Below are 22,035 nucleotides of genomic sequence, written 5' to 3' on the forward strand. Positions count from 1 at the left end.
ACTGGTAGGAGGAGTTTTTAACAGTGTAGAGTAGTTTACTTACCGATGTAAACAAATCACTGTTTCATGTCAGCATACTCAGGTAAAATGCCTCCATAATTAGGTAATAAAAGACAGATTCTTGTTTTCCCATAATCAATCCTCATCCGAACAAATGCTGAGTGTGCTCAAGCAGTATTTTGGCTATTCAAGTTTTAGACTTGGTCAAGAAGATATTATTAATCAAGTGCTTGCTGGTCGAGATAGTTTAGTGTTAATGCCGACAGGTGGAGGGAAATCACTTTGTTATCAGCTACCAGCGATTATGCTGCCGGGTGTCACTATTGTTGTTTCACCATTAATTGCTTTAATGAAAGACCAGGTGGATGGATTAAAACGCCAAGGTATTGCATGCGCTTACATTAACTCAAGCTTATCGAGCGATGAAATTCATCAAATTTTTCAAGGTTTAGCGCAAGGGAAAATTAAGCTTCTTTATCTGGCACCTGAACGATTAAAGAGCCGCTATTTCTTAGAAGGGCTCCAATCATTGCCAATAAGTTTATTTGCCATTGATGAAGCTCATTGTATCTCTCAATGGGGACATGATTTTAGGCCAGCTTACACCCAATTAAATTGTTTAAAACAGCAATTTCCTTCTATACCTGTTATGGCGTTAACGGCAACAGCCGATGTAACCACCCGTAAAGATATATTAATGCAATTGCAACTGAACCAGCCTTATATTCATATTGACAGTTTTGACCGACCTAACATCCGTCTGACGTTGGCAGATAAGTATCATGGTATTTCTCAAGCGGTTGGTTATATAAATAAAAGGCGAGAACAAAGCGGTATTATTTATTGTAATAGCCGTTGGCAAGTTGAAAATATAAGCAAGCGACTTTTAAAAGAAGGTATTAATTGTGCTGCATATCATGCGGGATTAGAAAGTCATATTCGCGCCGATGTTCAAGAGCGCTTTGCAAAAGATAAATTACAGGTTGTCGTGGCAACGGTTGCGTTTGGCCTAGGGATTAATAAACTTAATGTCCGCTATGTTATTCATTTTGAACCACCGAGAACGTTAGAAGCGTATTATCAGGAGATTGGCCGTGCTGGACGCGATGGCTTGGCCGCTGAAGCGTTGTTTCTTTATGATGATAAAGATGTTGATCGTATCGTTAAGCGTATTAGTGAACATAACGATGATCAACGTGTTGATGTCGATTTGAGAAGATTTCAAACCATTCAAGGCTTTATTGAAGCGCAGACTTGCCGGCGACAGGTGATTTTAAATTATTTTGCCGAATACACTGATAACCGTTGCGGTAACTGTGATATTTGTTTAGACCCACCCAGACAGTTTGATGGTACAACAGAAGCACAAATGGTACTGTCGTGTGTTTATCGCATTGAACAACAAGGTGATATTGATTATCTGATTAAAGTGCTAAGAGGTGAGCAGCACAAACACATTATTCAGCTTGGTCATGATAAAGTATCAACATTTGGAATCGGCCAAAGTAAAACACCTGGCTATTGGTATGCTATCGTGCGACAACTGATCCATTTAGGCTATTTGCAGCAAGATATTAGTCAAAACTCAGCATTGCGGTTAACACAAGCCGCGCAAGCTATTTTAAAAGGGGAAACATCATTAATGTTAGCGTCTCCTCGTTTACAAAAAGCTAGCTACTGGCAAATGAACCAACTAAAGCAAGGCAGTTATGACAAATCATTATTTGTTAAATTAAGGACGTTAAGAAAGGCAATTGCCGAAGCAGAGGATATTCCACCGTATATTGTCTTTAATGACGCAACGTTGGCGGATATGGCTAGAACTAAACCAAAGTCAAACGCACAGTTTTTAATGGTGAGCGGTGTGGGTAATACAAAATTGGAGCGCTATGGTAAAGCGTTTATCGAACTGATAACCGAACATGAAATGTAATGTTAGTAACAATATAGCGCCGAGAACGCGCTATATTGTTCGGAAATACGCCGACTTATTTTAAGCTAGCGTAGTATGCAGAGATATTGGCAATATCTTCATCTGATAATGGCATTGCCATAGCTGACATAACAGGATCTTTACGCGCACCTGATTTGAAATCTTTTAATTGTTTAACGAGGTAAGCTTCTTTTTGACCAGCAAGGTTTGGATACATTGGTACTGCAGAAATACCTTCAGCTCCATGACAAGCCTGACAAGTAGCTGCTTTCGCTTTACCTGCGGCAATATCGCCAGCAAAAACAGGAGATGCCATCATCACAGTAGCTGCAACAGCTAAGGTAAGTTTTTTCATAACGTTTATCTCTCTTATGGTTTATTTAAATCACTCTTATCTTGATTGATTATATGTAAAAAGTTAACAGCTGTCGTGGCTTTTTTTGTATTATATGACCAACTTAGCTCAACATTGATCAAGAACAAGGTTAAACCCTTGAATAGAATATGTACACAATCAATGCGATAGAATATCTCCCATCACATGCAGCGATAACGTTAACTGTAAACGGTATCGATTGGCAAACTGAAACAATCTGCTTAGCTTTTGAGGGTTTTATATCCAACGCAGAATTTCAATTGCTAGAAATTATCAAGGGAGCCGATAAAGTAATGGCGCGATTTTTAGCGAATAATTATGAATTTTGTTTACATGCAGAGTTTTATAGCGAAGCCATTTGGATAGAAGCAAGTGATGACGGCAGTGCTGAGTATCTTTCTCATTTAGCGATGATATTAGCGCATCGCATAGTGGAGCAAGGGTAGCCATGGATAAAATATTGGTGAGTGCCTGCTTGCTTGGTAAAAATGTTCGTTACGACGGTGGACATCAAAAGGTTAACAGTCAGTACCTTGCGCGTTGGCAAGCACAAGGGCGTATTGTATCAGTTTGTCCCGAAGTAGAAGGTGGCTTAGGGATACCGAGAATACCAGCAGAAATATGCGGCACTAGTCATGTGAAGAATCGTGCTGGACAAGATGTAACCACTGCATTTGAACAAGGAGCTATGCAGGCGTTATCACTATGCTTGAAGTATCAGATAAAGTACGCGTTGCTTAAAGAATCTAGCCCTTCGTGTGGTCGAAATTATATTTATGATGGCAGTTTTTCAAATAGAAAAATACCTGGATTAGGCATTACCAGCCGTTATTTATTAGCGCATGGCATAGCGGTTTTTTCAGAAGCTCAAATAGATCAGCTTGTTGAAATTATTGATGGTTAAGTTTCAACCTAGCTCAACCAACGTTTGACTCGCTGTTAACATCAACTTGCAATGGCAATAGAGTTACGACTCGTTTGAACATGTTTGGAAAGCAGCTCTTTGGTCTCTTTAATGGCTGCGTGAACATTGTCACGCAGTGTAAAGTCGTTTACCGCTAGAGATAGGGTCATTTGAGGTAATTTAATACCGGTTTTACTACTAACAAAACGTAATTTTTCAACGCCTTGTCTAATTTTTTCTGCAATTTCAGCTGCTACATTTCGTTCCATTTCGGGTAACAAAATCAAAAACTCATCACCAGATGCTCGGACAGGGAAACCGCTTTCTCCCACGTAACTATTGACTTTGTTGGCTACTTTAGCAATGAGGACATCACTAATTAAACTGCCAAACTGCTGGGTAAGCTCGGCAATTTGATCAATATTAATGACAATTGCTGCCATTTGTTGCTCTGGATTTGCTTTTATCCACTGAGCCAAATGCTTGTTCAGCGCTTTGCGGTTATAAAGTCCTGTTAATGGGTCTAAATAAACCTCTTTACGTATTTCTTCTAATTCTTCGCGCAACGCACTGTTTTTTGACTGTGACTCTTGAATTTGAATACTTAAGTTTTGTTGTTGAATTTTAAATTGGCGTGATGCTTTCTTGATATTCTGTAAAGCCAATTTAATTCTGCGTTGATCTTGCGAATACAAATGCTCTTGCTGCTTATCGACTTGGAGGATAAATTGTTCGACTTGCTGGTAAGAGTCTGTATTGGAGATATCAATATCGGTAAGCAAATTATCGATATCAGTAATAATCTCATCTCGAAAACTATTAGTGCCTAAAACTAATTGCCGATAGGTGTCTTCCATGAAAAAGTTATCAAGTGAGTTTTTTTCGGCAAGTTCTTGGTTTACCAAAGCGATCAAGGTTGTGTTTTTGCCGCTAATATATTCGTAACATACAGCGTAATTGATTGGCGTAGCGGGGAGGTTCCAGCTTTGTAATTGCTCAGTTGCAAGTACTAACTTTTGCTCAGCTTGTGCTATGGAATCGTGATGCTTCACCATTAGCCCTTATACTTCAGTGCAATATTCAACTTAATTTGTATACTAAAGCTATTGTCTAGTAATTTTAGCTAAACATCTATATAAATTTGACAAAAAATGGATACTTTTTGTAAAAAATATTGGCATATAAGGAATTTTTCGAACAATGTATGGTAATCAACGAGTGAAAACGTCGAAAGGGTAGGTGGCACGCAAAAGTTACCGTGGGTATAACAACAGAAAACGTTATTAAGATAAGCCCCCACTATATCTAAATTCGGTAGTCCCGCTGCCATAGACGTTGCCTTAGGCCGGTAACTTTGCGTCTCTAACTTTCGTTAGATTTGCCCTTTACGAGCTTTAGTAGCTCATTGGTCATTATAATATTAATATCGCTGTTGTAAACCTTTTGCACATTGTCAGTGGATCTTTTTTTGTTAGCCAGTTATCGTCTAGGGCGATAATTGGTTTTTACTTTTTGTTTTTTAACAAAATGTTGGGATTGCAGCTTGAGTAAATTTTATCGTTATTTAATCACTTTAGTGACGCTTTTGACATTAAGTTATGGTGTCAAGGCGAGTGAATCTTCGCAGTTAATTTCTGAAAATATAGATAAAATTAATCATTTCTATACTTTGGATCGCGAAATGTTATCCGCACAACCAGTGATAGATGTCGCCAACCAAATCTTACAACAGCGCATTTATTATAGTGCCAATATTACGGCTAAGGTTTTTATCTTATTGGCTCAAACGGCGATGAATAGAGGCGATATCAATAAAGCATTACAATTTGCACAAGATGGTTTAACCGTCGTTGGTGTGGATAAGACATTAAAAGTAGAGCTATTGCTGTTGCTAGCATTTGGCAATTACAATGAAGGTCGTTTTCAATTGGTTCATAATTATGCGGAACAAGCAGTTTCACTCGCTAAGCAAATAGATCAGGTTAAATACCTGCTGACGGCATTAAGTTATAGTGCGATGTCAAATGCGTTGTTGGCTGAGCAGCAAGTCGCCTTTGAGCAACTTCAGCAAGTTGAACAACTACTCATCACGCATGAGCAATTTAATGAGCATATTGATGTTATCGAAATTTTAGCGCTGGCGCATTTGTACCTTCGAGACTATGACATAGCTAATACACTCTATCATAAAGTGATCAAGCTGCGTTTTGATAGCGGTCGTGTCGCTGGGATTAATCGCAGTTATTATTATCTCGCATTAACCAATCTTGAGCAAAATCGACTAAACGATGCCTATAATGGTTTTTATGAGGCGAAACAGCAGGCACTAAAACAAAATCTATCGATTCGTGTGGCCTATGCTAACCTAGGTATGGCTCTGGTTTTGCTCAAACAACGATCGATAGATGAAGCGATTACATTGTTTAATAAGGCCCGACAAGTATTTGATCAAGATAATTTGTCTTCTCCCCATTTAAGTGCACTTCTTGGCTTAGCGCAGGCGTATTTAATCGACAATAATATTGCTCAAGCCGATGAGTTATTGTTATTGGCTGAATCACATGTCGAGCAAATTGATTTATCTAAAGAACAAATCGTATTATTTTCTTTACTCGCTCAGACCTATCGTCGTCAAAACAATTACCAGAAGGCTTTAGGGTACAGCGAGCGTTATATTAACTTGTATCAGCGCTATTATCCTGCGTTATTTAACCCTATTCATAATGACATTGAAACAAGGCATGGTATCGATAATCAACAATTAGCGCTCAACCTTGCGGTACAGTCAGACTTGAAACAGTCATACATTGAGCGTTATCAAAAATTTAAGTATATAATTTATGTGCTATTTGGTGTGCTGAGCCTTGTATTGGTCTTGTTTTCATGGTTAGCGCTAAAATATAGAAGCTTGCGTTTGAATCGAGATTATGAGGAAGTCGAAAAGCCGATTGATTATATTGCGTCGCCAAATCAGTCTAAGAAATTGTATCATTACCATTTTAAAATGGCGCGCAGGTATCAATTTCCAATCGCTATCGGTTATTTACTTATTGAGAATTGGGACGAGCTTTGTTTTCGATTTAATCGAAAAACCGTGAATGAAGTAAAAAGTATTATTGCCACGTTAATTAATGAAATCACTGATGAGTTTGAGCAAGTCGGTCTTTTACATGATGGTGAATATATTATTTTAGCTCCACATCAACAGATTGATCGCGTCGAAAGAAAACTTCGGGGACTTAGTAAGAACTTAGCAACAAGATTTTTTGCCAATTTAGGTGATTTTTCGGTTAAAATGAGCTTTGCGGTTAATGCTCCTAGTGTTCAGGACATCGACCCATATATCTTTTTATCGAGGTTGACGGAGTCAACGCGTTCAGATAGTTCTGGCTTCATGCAGTAGGTAGTTTATGATTTTTGTCTTAGCCATATTGGCAATTTTTGTTGCTGTAAGTGTTTATTTTTATTTTAGGGCTGAAACGTTGCAACGTAAGCTCGTTGAAATAAAGAAAGAAACATCATCAACTAAAAAAGAAAACCAATTGTTAGCTGATGCGATTGCGTTAATCGCTAAAAAAAATGAAGAGTTTATTCAGTTTCGCTTAGCGACGTTAAAAGAGCGTTGTCAGGAGGGAGAGGTCTTAATCCTTTACTTGACACCATTGGCAAAAAATTACGCAGCAATTGTTAGAGAAAGCCTTAAAGGCAAAGGACAAACTAATAAAATTATTAAAAAATGCTTTGACGCTTACGATCCGACCAGTTTTCAAAAGTTATCGTCTTTTATTAGCAAACAGGGCGGTCATTACAAAAGGATGTGGAATAGCAATAATTTAAATGGATTTATGTCTTTGGTTGAAGCTTTATTAAATGAGGCTGAAAAGGAAGCAAATCAAACAGCGAATAAGGAAACGTCGTAAAGAGTTTCCTTATCGTGGTAATGACTAATCACGTATCGTAATTTCAGGGTTGGTGTTTATTTCACCATCATCAGTAATTGTTGCGCAATTACTTTCACACAGTAACACAGCTAAACTACCGGCACTGCTATTTCTTATAAAAGCGAGATCGTACCCAAATTGGGTTAAACTGCTCGCCGCGAACTTCTGAGCTAAAGATAACTTGTCCCAAAGAGTCGCTTGCTCAGGAGTGTAGTGCCTTCTTTCTAATAACACTTCTCTATCCATTACTGCTTGCACACTGACCTCACAATGTCGATACACATCATCTTAAGTATAAATTTATTCGACATTATCCTACTCTGTTTAATAATTCAACAATTATTTTTTACAAAAGTGCGGAAATTTAACTGATAGTACCAGTTGCTAAATTTAGGTAAAATAGTGACTTAGCTAACGAGTACTTAAAAAAGGAAGAGCTTTACTATGAGCCAGGTATTAGAAGAATTACTCGCGTTATTAAAACTTGAGCAAATTGAACTCGGTCTTTACCGAGGTCAGAGCCAAGACCTTGGCTTTAGGGCGCTTTTTGGTGGGCAAGTGATGGGACAGGCGCTATCAGCCGCGCAGGAAACTGTAGCGCAAAGTCGACTAGTTCACTCTTTGCATTCTTATTTTCTAAGACCCGGAGATGCGACTAAGCCTGTAGTTTACGAAGTCGAAAATATTCGAGATGGGCAAAGCTTCAGTACGCGTCGAGTAAAGGCTCTGCAAAACGGCAACGTCATATTTTATCTAACCGCATCGTTTCAAATTCAAGAGCACGGGTTTGAACATCAGGCTGAAATGCCAACGGTTTTGCCACCTGAGCAGGTGCCATCTTATCGCGATTTTATTATCGAGAATCAACAATTTATTCCAGAGAACATTCGCGATAAATTTTTAGCAGAAAAGCCGATAGAGTTGAGGCCGGTGCAGCGTTATCACTGGATAAAACCTGAAAAAATGCCGCCTATATGCCACATGTGGATAAAAGCAAATGGTCAACTGCCGGACGATCAGCGCATACATAATTATATGCTAGCGTATACTTCAGACTTTCATTTTCTTCCGACCGCTCTCTTCCCACATGGTGTCAGTTATTGGCAACCTAATTTTCAAATCGCAACCATTGATCATTCAATGTGGTTTCATCGCCCATTTCGGATGGACGAATGGTTACTTTATGTTATCGACAGTCCAACAACCACGGGTGGTCGAGGACTGGTGAAAGGACAAGTATTTAATCGTCAAGGACAACTCGTCGCTAGTACGATGCAAGAAGGGGTGATTCGGCAGCGTTAGCGCACTATTTAACCCAAGAAGGTCAACACGGCCTAAGGTTTCGGTGTATTGGTGAGTTGCTGCCCAACTTCTCGCCAATCATTACCACTAGGATGTTGAAAAATTCTTAACTCAAAGAAGTTAGCCATCGCAAATAAATGATCAAAGATATCAGCTTGTATCCGTTCATAGTTAACCCAGTTTTGGTCGTTGCTAAAAAAGTACAACTCTAATGGCACACCTGCCGAGTTTGTTTGTAATTGTCTCACCATGCAGGTCATTTCATGGTGTACTTTTTCGTGCTGGTTTAAATAAGCTTCAATATAAGCGCGAAATGTCCCGATATTGGTTAGTTGTCTTGAATTGATATCTTCAACGGGGACATTAGCTGATTGAGCATGTCGCTTGAGCTCTTCTTTCTTCATTTGTAAGTAAGGGCGCAGTATATGAAGTTGTTCAAGCTTTTCTATTTGTTTGGCATTGTAAAAATGAATGCTAGTTATATCGATATAGAGGCAACGTTTTATTCGCCGGCCACCCGATTTAAACATATCACGCCAGTTTTTAAATGCCCCGCTGATCAAAGCATAGGTGGGCACTGTGGTAACCGTTCGGTCAAAGTTTTGTACTTTGACGGTATTTAAGCCGATCTCTAATACATCGCCGTCAGCACCATATTGAGGAATTTCTATCCAATCGCCTGGGGCTAGCATCTTATTGGCAGAAATTTGAATACTGGCGACTAATCCTTTAATGGTATCTTGAAAAACTAGTAATAGCACTGCAGTTAATGCACCCAGACCACTAAGCAAATAAAATGGTGAACGATCAAGCAGATAAGCTATGGTCAGTATGGTGGCCACTAAATAGACGGCCAGTTTAACCATTTGAATGGTGGCATTTAACGGTAAATAACGTTCGTTTGCTTTGCTATGGTAAACGCTTTTGATGACATTCAGTATCGAGGATATGACTCTGGCAACTTGGAAACAAATGGCAATTTTAGCCAGCGTTAATAAAAACTGTTGATAATGTGAGTCTGGATAGGTCATTAACGGTACTAAGAACAACAGTATTATGTATGGGAGCATTAAAGCAACACGTTTAAACACCTGATGCTCCAAAAATAAATCATCCCATGTGTTACGTGATCTAATCACCACTGTTTTTATTGTGGTTAGCACTTTATACTTTGCGAGGTAATAGCTGAACGCACAGATGGTTAGCATCGCAATCGTACTGACTAAAATAGTAACGAGTTCAAGATGCGAGGCACTAACACCATAGTCAGTAAGTTGTTCAGAAATTAATGAGAGCATAATCTTCCTTAACGATCAGATGTGTTGATCTCTTCAAGCAATTGGTCTTTTTCTTGCCAAAGTTGAGTAACCCACTTTTGGAAATAAATTTTAAAGTCGCGATCATTGACATAATCTCCAAGTAAAGCCGAGTCAATGTCACGGGTTTGGATAATGACATCTACTTTATGCACTTTTCCACAGAGAAAGTCGAGAAAGGTTGGCGTTCCTTCAGGATAATGTATGGTGACATTGACAATCTTATTTAAGTTTTCACCCATGGTCGAAAGCACAAAACCGATACCACCAGCTTTGGGTTTAAGTAAATTTTTAAACGGAGAATTCTGCTTTTTGTGTTTTTCTTCAGTAAAACGTGTTCCCTCAATGAAGCTCATGACACTGACAGGTTTATGTTTAAATTTAGCGCATGCTTTTTTGGTCGTCTCGATATCTTTCCCTTTAAGGTGAGGATTTTTTTTCACAAAGCTTTGGCTATAACGCTTCATAAATGGGAAATCTAATGCCCACCATGCTATTCCTAAAAAGGGTACATAGATGAGTTCTTTTTTTAAGAAAAACTTTAAAAAAGGAATCTTACCGTGCAATACACGTTGTAAAACCACGATGTCTACCCAAGACTGATGATTGCAAACCACTAAATACCATTGTTTAGTATCTAATTTTTGAATGCCTTGCGCATTGATTTTTACTCGAGTAAATAATTTTTGATTGAGGGTGTTGATAGCGACCCAGTTACTGGCCATATGATCTAGACAATAACTTAAGATTTTTTGTATCGGTGCAATAGGCAATAATGCTTTGAGTAAAGAAAATACAATAATTGGTACAAGCCAAAATAACGTGTTTATGGCATATAATGTAAAAGATAAAAAGCCAATGATTGGCCAAGGTAAAAAGCTCATCATGTTGCATCAATTCTGGTTATTAAAAACACGCCATATCATACTATTTTTTAGCGCTTTTTACAGCGGCATTCGAATTATTATAAAAGTGTCGACTTCGTCTTGGTTTTAGTTGTTTTGGTGGCAAGTGATAGAAATAGCTGCAAAGCTGGTAAATAATGTTACTGAAATACGAATAAAAGTAAGAATCAATAAGCTATTTAATCAAAACTTTTCCATGGGTGATTATTCAACAAGTCGAAATTTATCTTCAATAAAGCACGCTAGTTAATGGCCGCTTAGTACAGTAAAACAAGGTTTTGGGTTGATTATCGCGTTATAGCATCTAAAAGAGCAAGATGGACTTAGTCAAAACGAAAAGCTATTTGCATAATTGTTTGATTTTAGCGATGCTTATTCTTTAAGCAAGTTGAGGTGAGTCATGGATTTTAAGCGGGTTGTCATTAAAGTGGGTAGCGCATTAGTCGCGCCTGATAATAAAGGGTGTAATGGCACTTATTTACTGACGATTGCACGTTTCATCACACAGTGTCATCGAGTGGGTAAACAGGTTATCTTAGTTTCTTCAGGCAGTGTGGCTGCAGGACGACATTTAATTGCTCATAATTCGCCTAATCCATCAATTGAAACTAAGCAGGCAATGGCAGCGGTTGGTCAAATGCAAATGATGGCCAATTGGCAACGCTTTTTTGATGTGCCATGCAGCCAGTTACTGATTACACATGGTGATTTAAAAGATCGTCAACGCTATATCAACATTAAAAACACCTTAAGAGTATTACTCGAAAACAACGTCATACCGATTGTTAATGAAAATGATACGGTGGCAACAGATGAATTGAAAGTAGGCGATAACGACAATCTGGCGGCATTAGTTGCTTTGGTAGCAGAAGCCGATAGTTTACTTATTTTAAGTGATATCGATGGCGTATTTACTCAAGATCCTAGAAAGCATAGCGATGCGACCTTAGTTCCCGTCATAGATAAAATTGATGAATCAGTTTATGCCATGGCAGGAACAACGTCTAACCCGATTGCTACCGGTGGTATGAAAACTAAAATACAGGCGGCAGAGAAGGCCACCGACAATGGTATCACTACCTATATTATTAATGGCCAGAACCCTCAAGCATTTGAACAATTATTGGCTGGCGAAAACCCCGGAACTTGCTTTAATGCTAAACAAGGCGTTCATCGAGCGAAAAAACATTGGTTAAAGCATACGCTAAAAAGTTGCGGTAATATTTATGTTGATCATGGCGCGGCACGAGCCGTTAAAGATACCGGAGCATCACTATTAGCTTCGGGGATTGTCGATATTTCAGGTACTTTTTCTAGTGGTGATTCAGTAGAAATTCGAAGCAAAAAAGACGATAGCTTGCTTGCTAAAGGAATTTCCCAATACAGTGCTCAAGATTTGCACCGCATTAAAGGTAAAAATAGTGATGAAATCTTCGCTGTGCTTGGTTGCTGTCCAAGCAAGGTCGCCATTCACCGTGACGATATGGTAATTATGTAACTCAAATCAATAAATCTCAGGCAAATAGACATGACTTTTAGTATTGAAGAAAGTGCCGTTAAAGCAAAGCGCGCGGCGATTAAAGTTGCGCAACTCACTAGTGTGCAAAAAGACACCTTACTGCAATCAATTGCTGACAGAATAGAGCAATCTAGTGCGGCAATAATGGAAGAAAACCAAAAGGATATTAGCGAAGGTCGACAAAAAGGCCTTAGTGACGCGATGCTAGATAGGTTATTACTGACACCTGAGCGTATACGTGATATTGCCATGGCGATCAGGGAAATTAGCGCATTAAAAGATCCGGTTGGAGAAATTGCAAATTTGATTCGTCGACCGAATGGTATCCAAGTAGGACAAATGCGTATCCCGCTTGGTGTTATTGCGATGATTTATGAAGCTCGTCCCAATGTTACGGCAGAGTCTGCGGCGCTTTGCATAAAATCGGGTAATGCGGTCATTTTACGAGGCGGATCAGAGGCCATTCATTGTAATCTTGCACTGGCAATGTGTCTTCACCAAGCCATCGAGCAAATGGGCTTAGATGTTAATATGGTAACGGTTATACCTGATACCGGTCGAGAGGTTATCGCCAAGTTATTAAAGCAAAGAGAAACAATTGATTTGGTTATTCCTCGTGGCGGGGAAGGATTAATTCGCTATGTTACAGAAAATAGCCAAATCCCTGTGATTCAACACTTTAAAGGCGTTTGTCACTTATACCTTGATAAACACGCTGATGTTGATAAAGCAATTGCAATTTTGCTCAACGGTAAAACTCAAAGGCCAAGTGCGTGTAATGCTTTAGAAACGCTGCTAATTCATCAAGATGTCGCACAAAAATTGTTACCGATAGCAGCAAAAGCGTTAGCGACCTTTAACGTGCGTATTCATGCTTGCGATCAGAGTATCTCATTTTTTGATCATGCAATAGCGGCAACGGATGCAGATTACCAGGCTGAGTATTTAGCGCAAGAAATAGCGATCAGAGTGGTGAATAGTTTTGAACAAGCTATTGAACATATACATCAATATAGCTCTGATCACACCGAAGTGATTGTCACCCAAGATATATCAACAGCTAATGCCTTTGTTCAGCAAATAAATTCTTCGGTGGTGATGGTGAACGCCTCTTCAAGGTTTTCTGATGGCGGTCAACTAGGGTTAGGGGCTGAAATTGGTATTTCTACCAGTAAGCTTCATGCTTATGGTCCGATGGGGCTTGCCTCGCTAACAACACAAAAGTATGTTGTTTATGGTGACGGACAAATAAGAGAGTAATAAGCAATGGAAAATAATTGGTGTCATAGCCCCTATCAACCTTCTTCGTCAGCAGAGAAAGCTAAAAAAGTATGGTGGGTATTCTGGATCACAGTCGTTGTTATGGTTTTAGAAATTGTTGCGGGTACTTGGTACGGCTCTATGGCATTGCTCGCAGATGGTTGGCACATGGGCACTCACGCCGCGGCATTTTCTATTACACTTTTTACTTTCTACTACGCGAAAAAACACGCAAATAATCATCAATTTAGTTTTGGTACTGGCAAAGTAAACTATTTAGGTGGCTTCGCCAGCGCTATTGCTCTGGGAATCGTTGCTATTTTAATGGTGATAGAATCGATTGAAAGATTGGTGTCGCCGATCACAATACAGTTTAATGAGGCGATTATCGTTGCGGTGATTGGCTTGCTCGTTAATGTCATTTCAGTGTTTATTTTGCATGACCATGACCATGACCATGACCATGACCATCATCACGAACACGGTCATGATCATAATATGCGTGCGGCCTATTTTCATGTCTTGGCGGATACATTGACCTCGCTAACGGCAATTGTTGCGCTGCTTGCTGGAAAATATTTTGGCTTAATTTGGATGGACGCTGTAATGGGGATTGTTGGTGCCGTCGTTATTTTGCGTTGGGCCTATCGTCTAATGGTTGACTCTAGTGAAGTGTTGCTTGATAAGTCTGTTCCAACCGAGCTGCTGTCTGCGGTAAATGAGCGCTTACAGCAACACCAAGCACAGGTGCGAGACTTGCACGTCTGGCAAATCTCTCAATCTGATTATGCCGCAGTCTTGTCTGTTAGTACCCCAAGCCCGAAGTCGATTGTATTTTACCAGTCAATCTTAAAGGAAGAATTACCGCAATTGACTCATGTTTCTATAGAACTTGTTGAACAATCTTCTTGAATAAAATAAAAAGCGGTACTAGCTGAACTAGTACCGCTTTTAGCCAATAATTCGGCCAGATATTATTGGCAAGCGAGCATATTAGTTGTTAGATTCGACAATTCTTTTCATATCGGTCATATAGCCACGTAACTCTTTACCAATGGCTTCAACACCGTGGCTGCGAATCGCTTCATTTACTTCAATTAATCGTACGTTGTCGACACCATTTGAAGTGGTTTTTAAACCTTCACCTAAGTCTTCTAAGCTAAGCTGACTAACAAACTCTTCTAACATTGGAACTGCTGCATGACTGAATAAGTAGTTACCATATTCTGCAGTGTCAGAAATAACCACGTTCATTTCATACAATTTATTACGCGCGATACAGTTGGCAATTAATGGCGTTTCATGCAACGACTCGTAGTAGGCTGACTCTTCGATAATGCCCGCAGCAACCATACATTCAAATGCTAATTCAACACCTGCTTTCACCATCGCCACAACAAAAATACCCTTATCATAGTACTCTTGCTCAGAAATCGATGTTTGACAATCTGGCGCTAATTCAAAAGATGTCTCTGCAGTTTGTGCCCGCCAAGCCAGTAGATTAGCGTCGTCATTGGCCCAGTCTTCCATCATTGTGGCAGAAAAACGCCCTTCGATAATATCGTCCATGTGTTTTTCAAATAGCGGACGTAAAATATCTTTAAGCTGTTCAGACATATCAAACGCTCGAATTTTTGCCGGATTGGATAAGCGATCCATCATGTTGGTAATACCACCATGCTTTAATCCTTCGGTTACGGTTTCAATACCGTATTGCAATAATTTGCGTGCATACGCTGCATCAACGCCTAAAGCGAGTAATTGTTTGTGGCCTAAAATCGCTGCGGTTTGTAACATGCCACAAAGAATGGTTTGCTCGCCCATTAAATCCGATTTAACTTCAGCAATAAATGAAGACTCTAATACGCCAGCGCGATCTCCTCCGGTTGCAGATGCATAAGCTTTAGCTATCGCTAAGCCATTTCCTTGCGGATCATTTTCTGGATGTACTGCTATCAACGTAGGTACACCAAATCCGCGTTTATATTCTTCGCGAACTTCGGTTCCTGGGCACTTAGGCGCGACCATGATAACGGTAATATCTGGACGAATTTGCATGCCTTCTTCAACAATATTGAAACCATGCGAATAAGAAAGGGTTGCGCCGTGCTTCATTAATGGCATAACCGCACTTACTGCTGAAGTATGTTGTTTGTCTGGTGTTAAGTTCAATACTAAGTCAGCTTGTGGAATAAGCTCTTGATATGTACCGACTTTAAAGCCATTTTCTGTAGCCCATTGCCATGATTGACGTTTTTCAGCGATAGCTGCATCACGCAAAGCGTAAGATATGTTTAGCCCTGAGTCACGCATGTTTAAACCTTGGTTTAAACCTTGTGCACCACAACCGACAATGACGATATTCCAATCTTTAATAAAGTTACAGCCATCAGCAAACTCTTCTCGTTTCATAAAACGACATTTGCCTAGTTGAGCAAGCTTTTCACGTAAGCTTAAGGTATTAAAATAATTCGCCATTTCTTTCTCCAATTCTCTGTTGTGCAGTGATGAAGCCATGCCCATTGCTTTATCGAGCTTTACCACTTTATTGCGCAAGCATACTCCCTTTCTTTTGTTGCTTAAAATGATATATTTGCATTACCATGTTGCATAATTTGCAATATGGTGGTGTTGAGGGAAAATTTTGGATATTAAGTCGTTAAAAATGTTTGTCGATTTGGCCAATAGTTTGCACTTTAGCAAGACGGCTGAGGCTAATCATGTCAGTCCCTCGACGTTAAGTCGGGTAATTCAGCGTCTTGAAGAACAAGTGGGGTGTACACTGCTGCATCGCGACAATCGCTCGGTGAGTTTAAATGAGGCTGGTAAGAAGTTTCTGGTATTTGCAGCAGGTCAAATAGAGCAATGGCGAGTATTACAAGCATCATTGAACCAGCAACAAACTCAGTTACACGGTAAACTCCATATTTTTTGTTCGGTAACTGCGGCTTACAGTCATTTACCCAGCTTACTTGATCGCTTTCGCCAGCAACACCCATTTGTAGAGATAATGCTCACGACAGGAGATGCAGCAGATGCGTTGACGCAGGTCAGTGAGGGGTTGGTCGACTTAGCAATTGCTGCTAGGCCAGAAAAACTATCAAGAATGTTTTATTTTCATTCATTATCGACATTGCCAATATCCGTCATTGCTCCGGCAATGCCATGTAAAGTGCAACAACAGGTTCAGGCGGACGTGATCCAGTGGCATCAAATTCCGATTATTTTGCCAGAGCATGGTGCAGCAAGAAAGCGGCTAGAATATTGGTATCGGAAAAAACAACAAGGTAAACCCAACATATACGCTACGGTAGCCGGTAATGAAGCCTTGGTTAGTATGGTCGCTCTAGGTTGTGGCGTTAGCATTGCCCCGCAGGTTGTTGTCGAAAACAGCCCGGTTAAAGAACGAGTTCAGTACCTTAAAAACGTCGGCGAAATAGAGCCGTTTGAACTCGGTATTTGTTGTTTAAACCAAACTAAAGAGCAAACGTTAGTGAGTGCTTTTTTTAACGCTCTAGAACAAAGCAATTAACCTCAGGTTTGCATTAGAAATGTTTTTTCTTATGCAGGGTCGAAGTCAATTAAACACTAACAGCTTCAGTAAGATGGCGTAATATCCGATCCATGGCGCGATAGGAAAGCGCTTCGATCAAATGTTGTTTACTTATCGTTTGAGCTTGTTCCATATCTGCTAGCGTCCGCGCTATTTTTAATATTTTATGGTGTGCTCGCGTTGAAAGCCCAAGTTTCTCAACAGAAAGTTCCAAAAACTGGTGGTCTTCTGTACTAAGTGGACAATACTCTTTGAGTTCGGCTGCGGATAAATGCGCGTTGGATTTTTGTTGGCGTTTGTGCTGAATATTCGCTGTCCGCTGAACTCGCGCGCGAAAGGTTTCGCTTGATTCGTTTTTCGAGTTATCGTTAGCCCAAACGCCTCTAGGTAGCCTTGCAACTTCAATTTGAATATCAATCCTATCGAGGAATGGGCCAGATAAGCGACTCAAATAACGTAACACTTGCTCAGGTGTCGAGCGATTGTCATTGTAAAAACCGGTAGGGCTAGGATTCATGGCAGCAACCAGTTGAAATTTTGCCGGAAAAGTTTGCTTGTGTAACGCCCGAGAGATTGTCACCTCGCCAGATTCGAGCGGTTCGCGCAATACGTCTAAAACTTTGCGTTCGAACTCTGGTAGTTCATCAAGAAATAATACTCCGCGGTGAGCGAGTGAGACTTCGCCAGGCTTGGGGTGACTGCCTCCACCAATTAAGGCTGCGGCAGAAGCGGTATGATGAGGTGCTCGAAAGGGTCGTGTTAACCAAGAGGTTTGCTCTATCGTTTGATGGCTAATTGATTGAATAGCCGCGACTTCTAAGGCTTGTTGTTCCGTCATTTGAGGAAGTATTCCCGGCAAACGACTCGCTAACATGGTTTTTCCTGTGCCAGGAGGACCGATCAACAACAAGTTGTGCTCGCCACTTGCAGCGATTTCTAACGCACGCTTAGCTAAGGGTTGGCCGACAACATCAGCCATATCGTTAAACTCTATGGGGTCGGGTTCTTGGTGTTGTTTGGGAGTTGCCAGTGGCAGTGGCTTTTGCCTTAGCAAGTGGGGATACAATTCACTTAAATGTCTTAGTGGGTGTACTTTTGCTGATCTAACCCAACTGGCTTGCTCAGCATTATCTTGGCTGATGATCAACGCGCGATGACTTTCTGCACAAGCCATCGCCATCGGAATTTCACCAAGCACAGCGCGAAGTTCTCCAGAAAGCGCCAACTCCCCCGCGAATTCGTACTGGCTTAAGTCACTTTCTGGAAGTTGTCCTGATGCGGCTAAAATGCCAACCGCGAGCGGTAAATCAAACCGTCCTCCTTCTTTGGGCAAATCGGCAGGCGCTAGGTTTATGGTGATGCGCTTGGCGGGAAATTCATAGCCGCAATTGACTATCGCACTTCGCACTCTATCTTTTGCTTCCCGAACTGAGGTTTCCGGTAAACCGACAATGTTAAAAGCAGGTAGACCATTGGCAATATGCACCTCTACTGACACTAAAGGCGCCTCGAGACCGACACGGGCACGACTAAACACACAAGCTAATGACATAAAAAATCCATTTAATTATCTTCCATTGTATCGACAGTGTAGTTCAAACACAGAGATTTGCAGCCTAGCTTATAACCAAGCATTGAAAATTTTTTAAAAAATCTCTAACAAAAAAACTTGCGTCTAATAAACGAGCTATGGTACTAATTTAAAAAGGCTCAGATAGCCCATCAATTATTTTAGTTTTTCAGGTTTATTGAATAGTAATGCAGAACATTAGCTTAGTGATTATTAACATTCTCGTCGTGGTGATTATTAAATCAGCGCGGGGGTGTTTGTTGAGCTAAGAAAAGCTAAACGTAATTAAAACCCTCGCTCTGAAAAGACCGAGGGTTTTTTTATGGCGAGTTGTTAGTAACAAATGATAGTAAATTTAGCGAAAGGACACTGATTTTACTTTAACGATTTTTTGAATATAAAGTGAATAGTGATAAAAACATGGTAAGTAACAAAACACACACTGGCGGCTCTTTATTATTTGATGTTTTGCAGCAACATGGCGTAAAGCATGTATTTGGCTACCCTGGCGGAGCAATCATGCCTATTTACGATGCGTTATATGACAGTGACGTTGAGCATTTCTTATGTCGTCATGAGCAAGGCGCTGCATTCTCAGCAATAGGTTATGCAAGGGCTTCTGGTAAAGTCGGTGTATGTCTCGCTACTTCAGGCCCTGGAGCAACGAATTTGATAACGGGGCTAGCCGACGCGATGGCGGACTCAATACCTGTTGTCGCCATTACTGGACAAGTAGCGACTTCCGCGATGGGTTCAGATGCCTTTCAAGAAGTTGATATTTTTGGGCTATCTCTAGCTTGTACCAAGCATTCGTTTCAAGTGACTGATGTTAATGACTTGGCTGGAGTTTTACATCAAGCTTTTGAAATTGCGCTTGAAGGTCGTCAAGGACCAGTGCTTGTTGATATCCCCAAAGATATTCAGTTGGCAGAAGTTACCGCTACGGTGACAGAGCTATCGTCACTTAAAAATCCAGTGGAATTACCTCCTGCTGATGTTGGTAAAGCGTTGGCATTATTAAGCCAAGCCAATAAGCCAATTTTGTATGTCGGTGGTGGTGTTGGTATGGCTAATGCGCAGCAGCAAGTTAGGGAGTTTGCTGCCACTACAGGGATGCCTAGCGTAGCAACCTTAAAAGGTTTAGGGGCGTTAAACCCCAAGGATAATAATTACTTAGGCATGTTAGGTATGCATGGCACTAAAGCGGCTAACATAGCAGTGCAGGAATGTGATTTGTTGGTAGCAATCGGTGCACGTTTTGATGATCGTGTCACTGGGAAGTTGGCTGAATTTGCTCCGAATGCCAAAGTGATCCACTTTGATATCGATACTGCTGAGATCAATAAGCGTCGAACCGCTGATGCGTCAATTCTGGGTGATTTAAAAACTAATGTACCGGCACTTTCAATGCCGTTAAATATTGGTGAATGGCAATTACACTGTCAAGCGATGAAAAGTGAGTATGCTTGGCAATATGACCATCCATTTGAGACCATTTTTGCTCCTGCTGTGTTAAAAGAAGTCAGCGAAAAAATGGGCGAAAATGCCTGTGTTACCACCGATGTTGGACAGCATCAGATGTGGGCGGCGCAGCATATGTCATTTAATGACCCCACTAATTTTTTAACCAGTGGCGGCATGGGGACAATGGGCTTTGGCCTTCCAGCGGCTATCGGCGCACAAATATCTCGACCGCTAGATACTGTGATTGCCGTTTCTGGTGATGGCTCGATTATGATGAATATTCAAGAGTTATCTACGATAAAACGCTTTCAGCTTCCCGTTAAAGTGTTACTTATCGATAACGCTAAATTAGGTATGGTTCGACAATGGCAAGATTTATTCTTTAACGGTCGATTAAGTGAAACTGATTTATCTGATAATCCAGACTTTGTCACCTTAGCTTCTGCGTTTGATATCAAAGCAAAAGCAATTACGAAAAAGCATGAAGTGTCGCAGGCCATAGATGAAATGCTGGCACATTCAGGACCTTATTTACTGCAGGTTAAGATCAATGCACAAGATAACGTTTGGCCATTGGTACCGCCTGAAACTGCCAACGATAAAATGATGGAGAGCACCTAATGAAAGACTATCAATTAGTAATCGAAGCCGATGATAAGCAAGTGGTGCTTGAGAGAATATTACAAGTTACTCGTTATCGTGGTTTTATGATCAGTGGTATAAATGCGCAAGTGAATACTGGCACCCACATTGGAACCATTAAACTGGCGGTTCGTAGTGAACGAGCGATAGAATTGTTGGTCGATCAAATCAATAAATTGGTCGACATCAAGCAAGTCAAAGTAGACAATAAAGCTGTAAAGCAATACATAGCTTAACTATGTATCGTAGTTATCGGTATAATAGTAATCGACAAGCATATAAATAACGCACCGAAAAAGTTTACTATTTGAAATTTTACGGTGTCATAAATAGTAGAAATTAGGAATATAAAATGGCTAAAGTTAGTGCAGAACTCATTTGGTTTAACGGAGAATTAATGCCGTGGCAGAACGCAACCGTTCACGTAATGAGTCATGCGTTACATTATGGTTCATCGGTTTTTGAAGGTATTCGTGCCTACAAAACCCATAAAGGAACCTGTATTTTTCGATTAGAAGAGCACATTAAGCGCTTATTTGATTCAGCTAAAATTTATCGCATGAACATTCCTTATACCCAGGAAGAAGTTATTCAGGCGTGTAAAGATTCTGTTGCTAAGAATAACCTCGAATCAGCTTATTTGCGTCCACTAGCGTTTTTAGGTGATGTTGGTATGGGGCTGCGCCCACCTGCAGACGCGAAAGCAGACTTAATGATTGCATCTTTTAGCTGGGAAGCCTACCTAGGGGCGGAAGCGATTGAAAATGGTGTTGATGTAGGGGTTTCAAGCTGGAACCGTTTAGCACCTAATACCATGCCTACAGCAGCAAAAGCTGGTGGTAACTATTTATCATCTCAGTTAATTTCAATGGAAGCTGCTCGCCATGGTTATACCGAAGGAATCGCGCTAGACGTTAACAATCAAGTGAGTGAAGGTGCTGGTCAAAACTTGTTCTTGGTACGCAATGGCGTTATTTATACTCCTCCGGGTACGGCAAGTATTTTACAAGGCTTAACTCGTGACACGGTGTTTTTCCTAGCAAAACAATTGGGTTATGAAGTGAAAGAAGAGACCATTTCTCGCGAAGCGCTTTACCTCGCTGATGAATTCTTTATGACGGGCACAGCAACTGAAGTTGTTCCTGTTAAATCAGTTGATGGTATGCCTGTTGGTTCGGGCTCTCGTGGTCCAATTACTCAAGCTATTCAATCAGCATTCTTTGGTATTTTCGACGGTAGTACCGAAGTGCCAGAAGGTTGGTTAGACCCTGTAAAATAATAAGAATTCAGCACATTGATAGTTGATCATCAATGTGCTGACTTTACTAAAATATGTAAATAAGCAAGCTT

20 protein-coding genes and 1 riboswitch are annotated in these 22,035 nt (G+C 40.4%); of the genes, 13 read left to right on the plus strand and 7 right to left on the minus strand.

Translation table 11 applies throughout. From position 1 onward, the window contains the following. The first annotated feature begins 154 nt into the window (after positions 1–154). Entirely contained in the window at positions 155–1,933 is a 1,779-nt protein-coding gene (recQ, locus tag ACSLUH_RS07665; RefSeq protein ID WP_448566028.1) for a DNA helicase RecQ, read from the plus strand. A gap of 55 nt (positions 1,934–1,988) precedes the next feature. Here the strand turns inward: recQ and ACSLUH_RS07670 are convergent, their stop codons facing one another. Further along, entirely contained in the window at positions 1,989–2,288 is a 300-nt protein-coding gene (locus ACSLUH_RS07670) for a c-type cytochrome (protein ID WP_448565722.1), read from the minus strand. Positions 2,289–2,437: 149 nt separating this feature from the next. Here ACSLUH_RS07670 and ACSLUH_RS07675 point away from each other — a divergent pair, with 149 nt between their 5' ends. Together ACSLUH_RS07675 and ACSLUH_RS07680 are read left to right on the plus strand one after the other, a co-directional pair. Next, the gene (locus tag ACSLUH_RS07675) at positions 2,438–2,755 is read left to right on the plus strand and encodes a DUF3630 family protein (protein ID WP_448565723.1); all 318 of its coding nucleotides are present in this window, start codon (positions 2,438–2,440) and stop codon (positions 2,753–2,755) included. A 2-nt stretch (positions 2,756–2,757) separates the two neighbouring features. Next, entirely contained in the window at positions 2,758–3,213 is a 456-nt protein-coding gene (locus tag ACSLUH_RS07680; RefSeq protein ID WP_448565724.1) for a 2-thiouracil desulfurase family protein, read from the plus strand. 41 nt (positions 3,214–3,254) lie between these two features. On the opposite strand, the gene ACSLUH_RS07685 is transcribed toward ACSLUH_RS07680, so the two are convergent. Then, entirely contained in the window at positions 3,255–4,268 is a 1,014-nt protein-coding gene (locus ACSLUH_RS07685) for a GGDEF domain-containing protein (RefSeq protein WP_448565725.1), read from the minus strand. A 255-nt stretch (positions 4,269–4,523) separates the two neighbouring features. Continuing rightward, positions 4,524–4,606, minus strand: a riboswitch (cyclic di-GMP riboswitch). A 150-nt stretch (positions 4,607–4,756) separates the two neighbouring features. Here ACSLUH_RS07685 and ACSLUH_RS07690 point away from each other — a divergent pair. Both ACSLUH_RS07690 and ACSLUH_RS07695 read left to right on the plus strand, forming a co-directional pair. After that, entirely contained in the window at positions 4,757–6,616 is a 1,860-nt protein-coding gene (locus ACSLUH_RS07690; protein ID WP_448565726.1) for a tetratricopeptide repeat protein, read from the plus strand. Positions 6,617–6,623: 7 nt separating this feature from the next. After that, complete coding sequence (locus ACSLUH_RS07695; RefSeq protein WP_448565727.1) at positions 6,624–7,133, plus strand: hypothetical protein; 510 nt, start codon at positions 6,624–6,626, stop codon at positions 7,131–7,133. A 24-nt stretch (positions 7,134–7,157) separates the two neighbouring features. Here ACSLUH_RS07695 and ACSLUH_RS07700 read toward each other — a convergent pair whose 3' ends face one another. Continuing rightward, on the minus strand, positions 7,158–7,412 hold the full coding sequence (locus tag ACSLUH_RS07700; RefSeq protein ID WP_448565728.1) for a hypothetical protein: 255 nt from the start codon (positions 7,410–7,412) through the stop codon (positions 7,158–7,160). A 186-nt stretch (positions 7,413–7,598) separates the two neighbouring features. On the opposite strand from ACSLUH_RS07700, the gene tesB reads away from it, so the two are divergent. After that, positions 7,599–8,456 (plus strand): acyl-CoA thioesterase II, encoded by an 858-nt coding sequence (gene tesB / locus ACSLUH_RS07705; protein ID WP_448565729.1) that lies wholly within the window; start codon positions 7,599–7,601, stop codon positions 8,454–8,456. Positions 8,457–8,488: 32 nt separating this feature from the next. Here tesB and ACSLUH_RS07710 read toward each other — a convergent pair whose 3' ends face one another. Together ACSLUH_RS07710 and yihG are read right to left on the minus strand one after the other, a co-directional pair. Continuing rightward, positions 8,489–9,754 carry a mechanosensitive ion channel family protein gene (locus tag ACSLUH_RS07710; RefSeq protein ID WP_448565730.1) on the minus strand — a complete coding sequence of 422 codons (1,266 nt, stop codon included), beginning with the start codon at positions 9,752–9,754 and terminating at the stop codon, positions 8,489–8,491. A gap of 8 nt (positions 9,755–9,762) precedes the next feature. Next, positions 9,763–10,659 carry a 1-acylglycerol-3-phosphate O-acyltransferase, YihG family gene (yihG, locus tag ACSLUH_RS07715; protein WP_448565731.1) on the minus strand — a complete coding sequence of 299 codons (897 nt, stop codon included), beginning with the start codon at positions 10,657–10,659 and terminating at the stop codon, positions 9,763–9,765. Between the two features lie 418 nt (positions 10,660–11,077). Here yihG and proB point away from each other — a divergent pair, with 418 nt between their 5' ends. From proB to dmeF, 3 genes are read left to right on the plus strand one after another with little or no spacing between them, the layout of a single operon-like run. Beyond that, entirely contained in the window at positions 11,078–12,175 is a 1,098-nt protein-coding gene (gene proB, locus ACSLUH_RS07720) for a glutamate 5-kinase (protein ID WP_448565732.1), read from the plus strand. 30 nt (positions 12,176–12,205) lie between these two features. Beyond that, entirely contained in the window at positions 12,206–13,456 is a 1,251-nt protein-coding gene (locus tag ACSLUH_RS07725) for a glutamate-5-semialdehyde dehydrogenase (RefSeq protein ID WP_448565733.1), read from the plus strand. Between the two features lie 6 nt (positions 13,457–13,462). Beyond that, a complete protein-coding gene (gene dmeF, locus ACSLUH_RS07730) occupies positions 13,463–14,368 on the plus strand; it encodes a CDF family Co(II)/Ni(II) efflux transporter DmeF (RefSeq protein ID WP_448565734.1) in 906 nt (301 codons plus the stop codon). An 81-nt stretch (positions 14,369–14,449) separates the two neighbouring features. Here the strand turns inward: dmeF and ilvC are convergent, their stop codons facing one another. Then, positions 14,450–15,934: a ketol-acid reductoisomerase gene (ilvC, locus tag ACSLUH_RS07735; protein ID WP_448566030.1), complete on the minus strand. Its 1,485-nt coding sequence runs from the start codon at positions 15,932–15,934 to the stop codon at positions 14,450–14,452. A 166-nt stretch (positions 15,935–16,100) separates the two neighbouring features. Between ilvC and ilvY the strand changes: the two genes are divergently transcribed. Continuing rightward, positions 16,101–16,988: an HTH-type transcriptional activator IlvY gene (ilvY, locus tag ACSLUH_RS07740; protein WP_448565735.1), complete on the plus strand. Its 888-nt coding sequence runs from the start codon at positions 16,101–16,103 to the stop codon at positions 16,986–16,988. 49 nt (positions 16,989–17,037) lie between these two features. Here the strand turns inward: ilvY and ACSLUH_RS07745 are convergent, their stop codons facing one another. After that, positions 17,038–18,561, minus strand: a complete 1,524-nt coding sequence (locus ACSLUH_RS07745; RefSeq protein WP_448565736.1) for a YifB family Mg chelatase-like AAA ATPase — start codon at positions 18,559–18,561, stop codon at positions 17,038–17,040. A gap of 438 nt (positions 18,562–18,999) precedes the next feature. Here ACSLUH_RS07745 and ilvG point away from each other — a divergent pair, with 438 nt between their 5' ends. The 3 genes from ilvG (at position 19,000) to ACSLUH_RS07760 (ending at position 21,964) form a co-directional block, all read left to right on the plus strand. After that, positions 19,000–20,664 carry an acetolactate synthase 2 catalytic subunit gene (gene ilvG, locus ACSLUH_RS07750; RefSeq protein ID WP_448565737.1) on the plus strand — a complete coding sequence of 555 codons (1,665 nt, stop codon included), beginning with the start codon at positions 19,000–19,002 and terminating at the stop codon, positions 20,662–20,664. Further along, positions 20,664–20,921, plus strand: a complete 258-nt coding sequence (gene ilvM, locus ACSLUH_RS07755; protein WP_448565738.1) for an acetolactate synthase 2 small subunit — start codon at positions 20,664–20,666, stop codon at positions 20,919–20,921. The genes ilvG and ilvM overlap by 1 nt, the downstream gene beginning before the upstream one ends. A gap of 116 nt (positions 20,922–21,037) precedes the next feature. Further along, positions 21,038–21,964: a branched-chain amino acid transaminase gene (locus ACSLUH_RS07760; RefSeq protein WP_448565739.1), complete on the plus strand. Its 927-nt coding sequence runs from the start codon at positions 21,038–21,040 to the stop codon at positions 21,962–21,964. Positions 21,965–22,035 lie beyond the last annotated feature (71 nt).

The sequence above is a fragment of the Thalassotalea ganghwensis genome, from assembly GCF_053485795.1.

Coding starts and splice junctions, on each gene's coding strand:
- recQ (WP_448566028.1), top strand. CDS start 155: ATGCTGAGTGTGCTCAAGCAGTATTTTGGCTATTCAAGTTTTAGACTT.
- ACSLUH_RS07670 (WP_448565722.1), bottom strand. CDS start 2,288: ATGAAAAAACTTACCTTAGCTGTTGCAGCTACTGTGATGATGGCATCT.
- ACSLUH_RS07675 (WP_448565723.1), top strand. CDS start 2,438: ATGTACACAATCAATGCGATAGAATATCTCCCATCACATGCAGCGATA.
- ACSLUH_RS07680 (WP_448565724.1), top strand. CDS start 2,758: ATGGATAAAATATTGGTGAGTGCCTGCTTGCTTGGTAAAAATGTTCGT.
- ACSLUH_RS07685 (WP_448565725.1), bottom strand. CDS start 4,268: ATGGTGAAGCATCACGATTCCATAGCACAAGCTGAGCAAAAGTTAGTA.
- ACSLUH_RS07695 (WP_448565727.1), top strand. CDS start 6,624: ATGATTTTTGTCTTAGCCATATTGGCAATTTTTGTTGCTGTAAGTGTT.
- tesB (WP_448565729.1), top strand. CDS start 7,599: ATGAGCCAGGTATTAGAAGAATTACTCGCGTTATTAAAACTTGAGCAA.
- ACSLUH_RS07710 (WP_448565730.1), bottom strand. CDS start 9,754: ATGCTCTCATTAATTTCTGAACAACTTACTGACTATGGTGTTAGTGCC.
- yihG (WP_448565731.1), bottom strand. CDS start 10,659: ATGATGAGCTTTTTACCTTGGCCAATCATTGGCTTTTTATCTTTTACA.
- proB (WP_448565732.1), top strand. CDS start 11,078: ATGGATTTTAAGCGGGTTGTCATTAAAGTGGGTAGCGCATTAGTCGCG.
- ACSLUH_RS07725 (WP_448565733.1), top strand. CDS start 12,206: ATGACTTTTAGTATTGAAGAAAGTGCCGTTAAAGCAAAGCGCGCGGCG.
- dmeF (WP_448565734.1), top strand. CDS start 13,463: ATGGAAAATAATTGGTGTCATAGCCCCTATCAACCTTCTTCGTCAGCA.
- ilvC (WP_448566030.1), bottom strand. CDS start 15,934: ATGGCGAATTATTTTAATACCTTAAGCTTACGTGAAAAGCTTGCTCAA.
- ACSLUH_RS07745 (WP_448565736.1), bottom strand. CDS start 18,561: ATGTCATTAGCTTGTGTGTTTAGTCGTGCCCGTGTCGGTCTCGAGGCG.
- ilvG (WP_448565737.1), top strand. CDS start 19,000: ATGGTAAGTAACAAAACACACACTGGCGGCTCTTTATTATTTGATGTT.
- ilvM (WP_448565738.1), top strand. CDS start 20,664: ATGAAAGACTATCAATTAGTAATCGAAGCCGATGATAAGCAAGTGGTG.
- ACSLUH_RS07760 (WP_448565739.1), top strand. CDS start 21,038: ATGGCTAAAGTTAGTGCAGAACTCATTTGGTTTAACGGAGAATTAATG.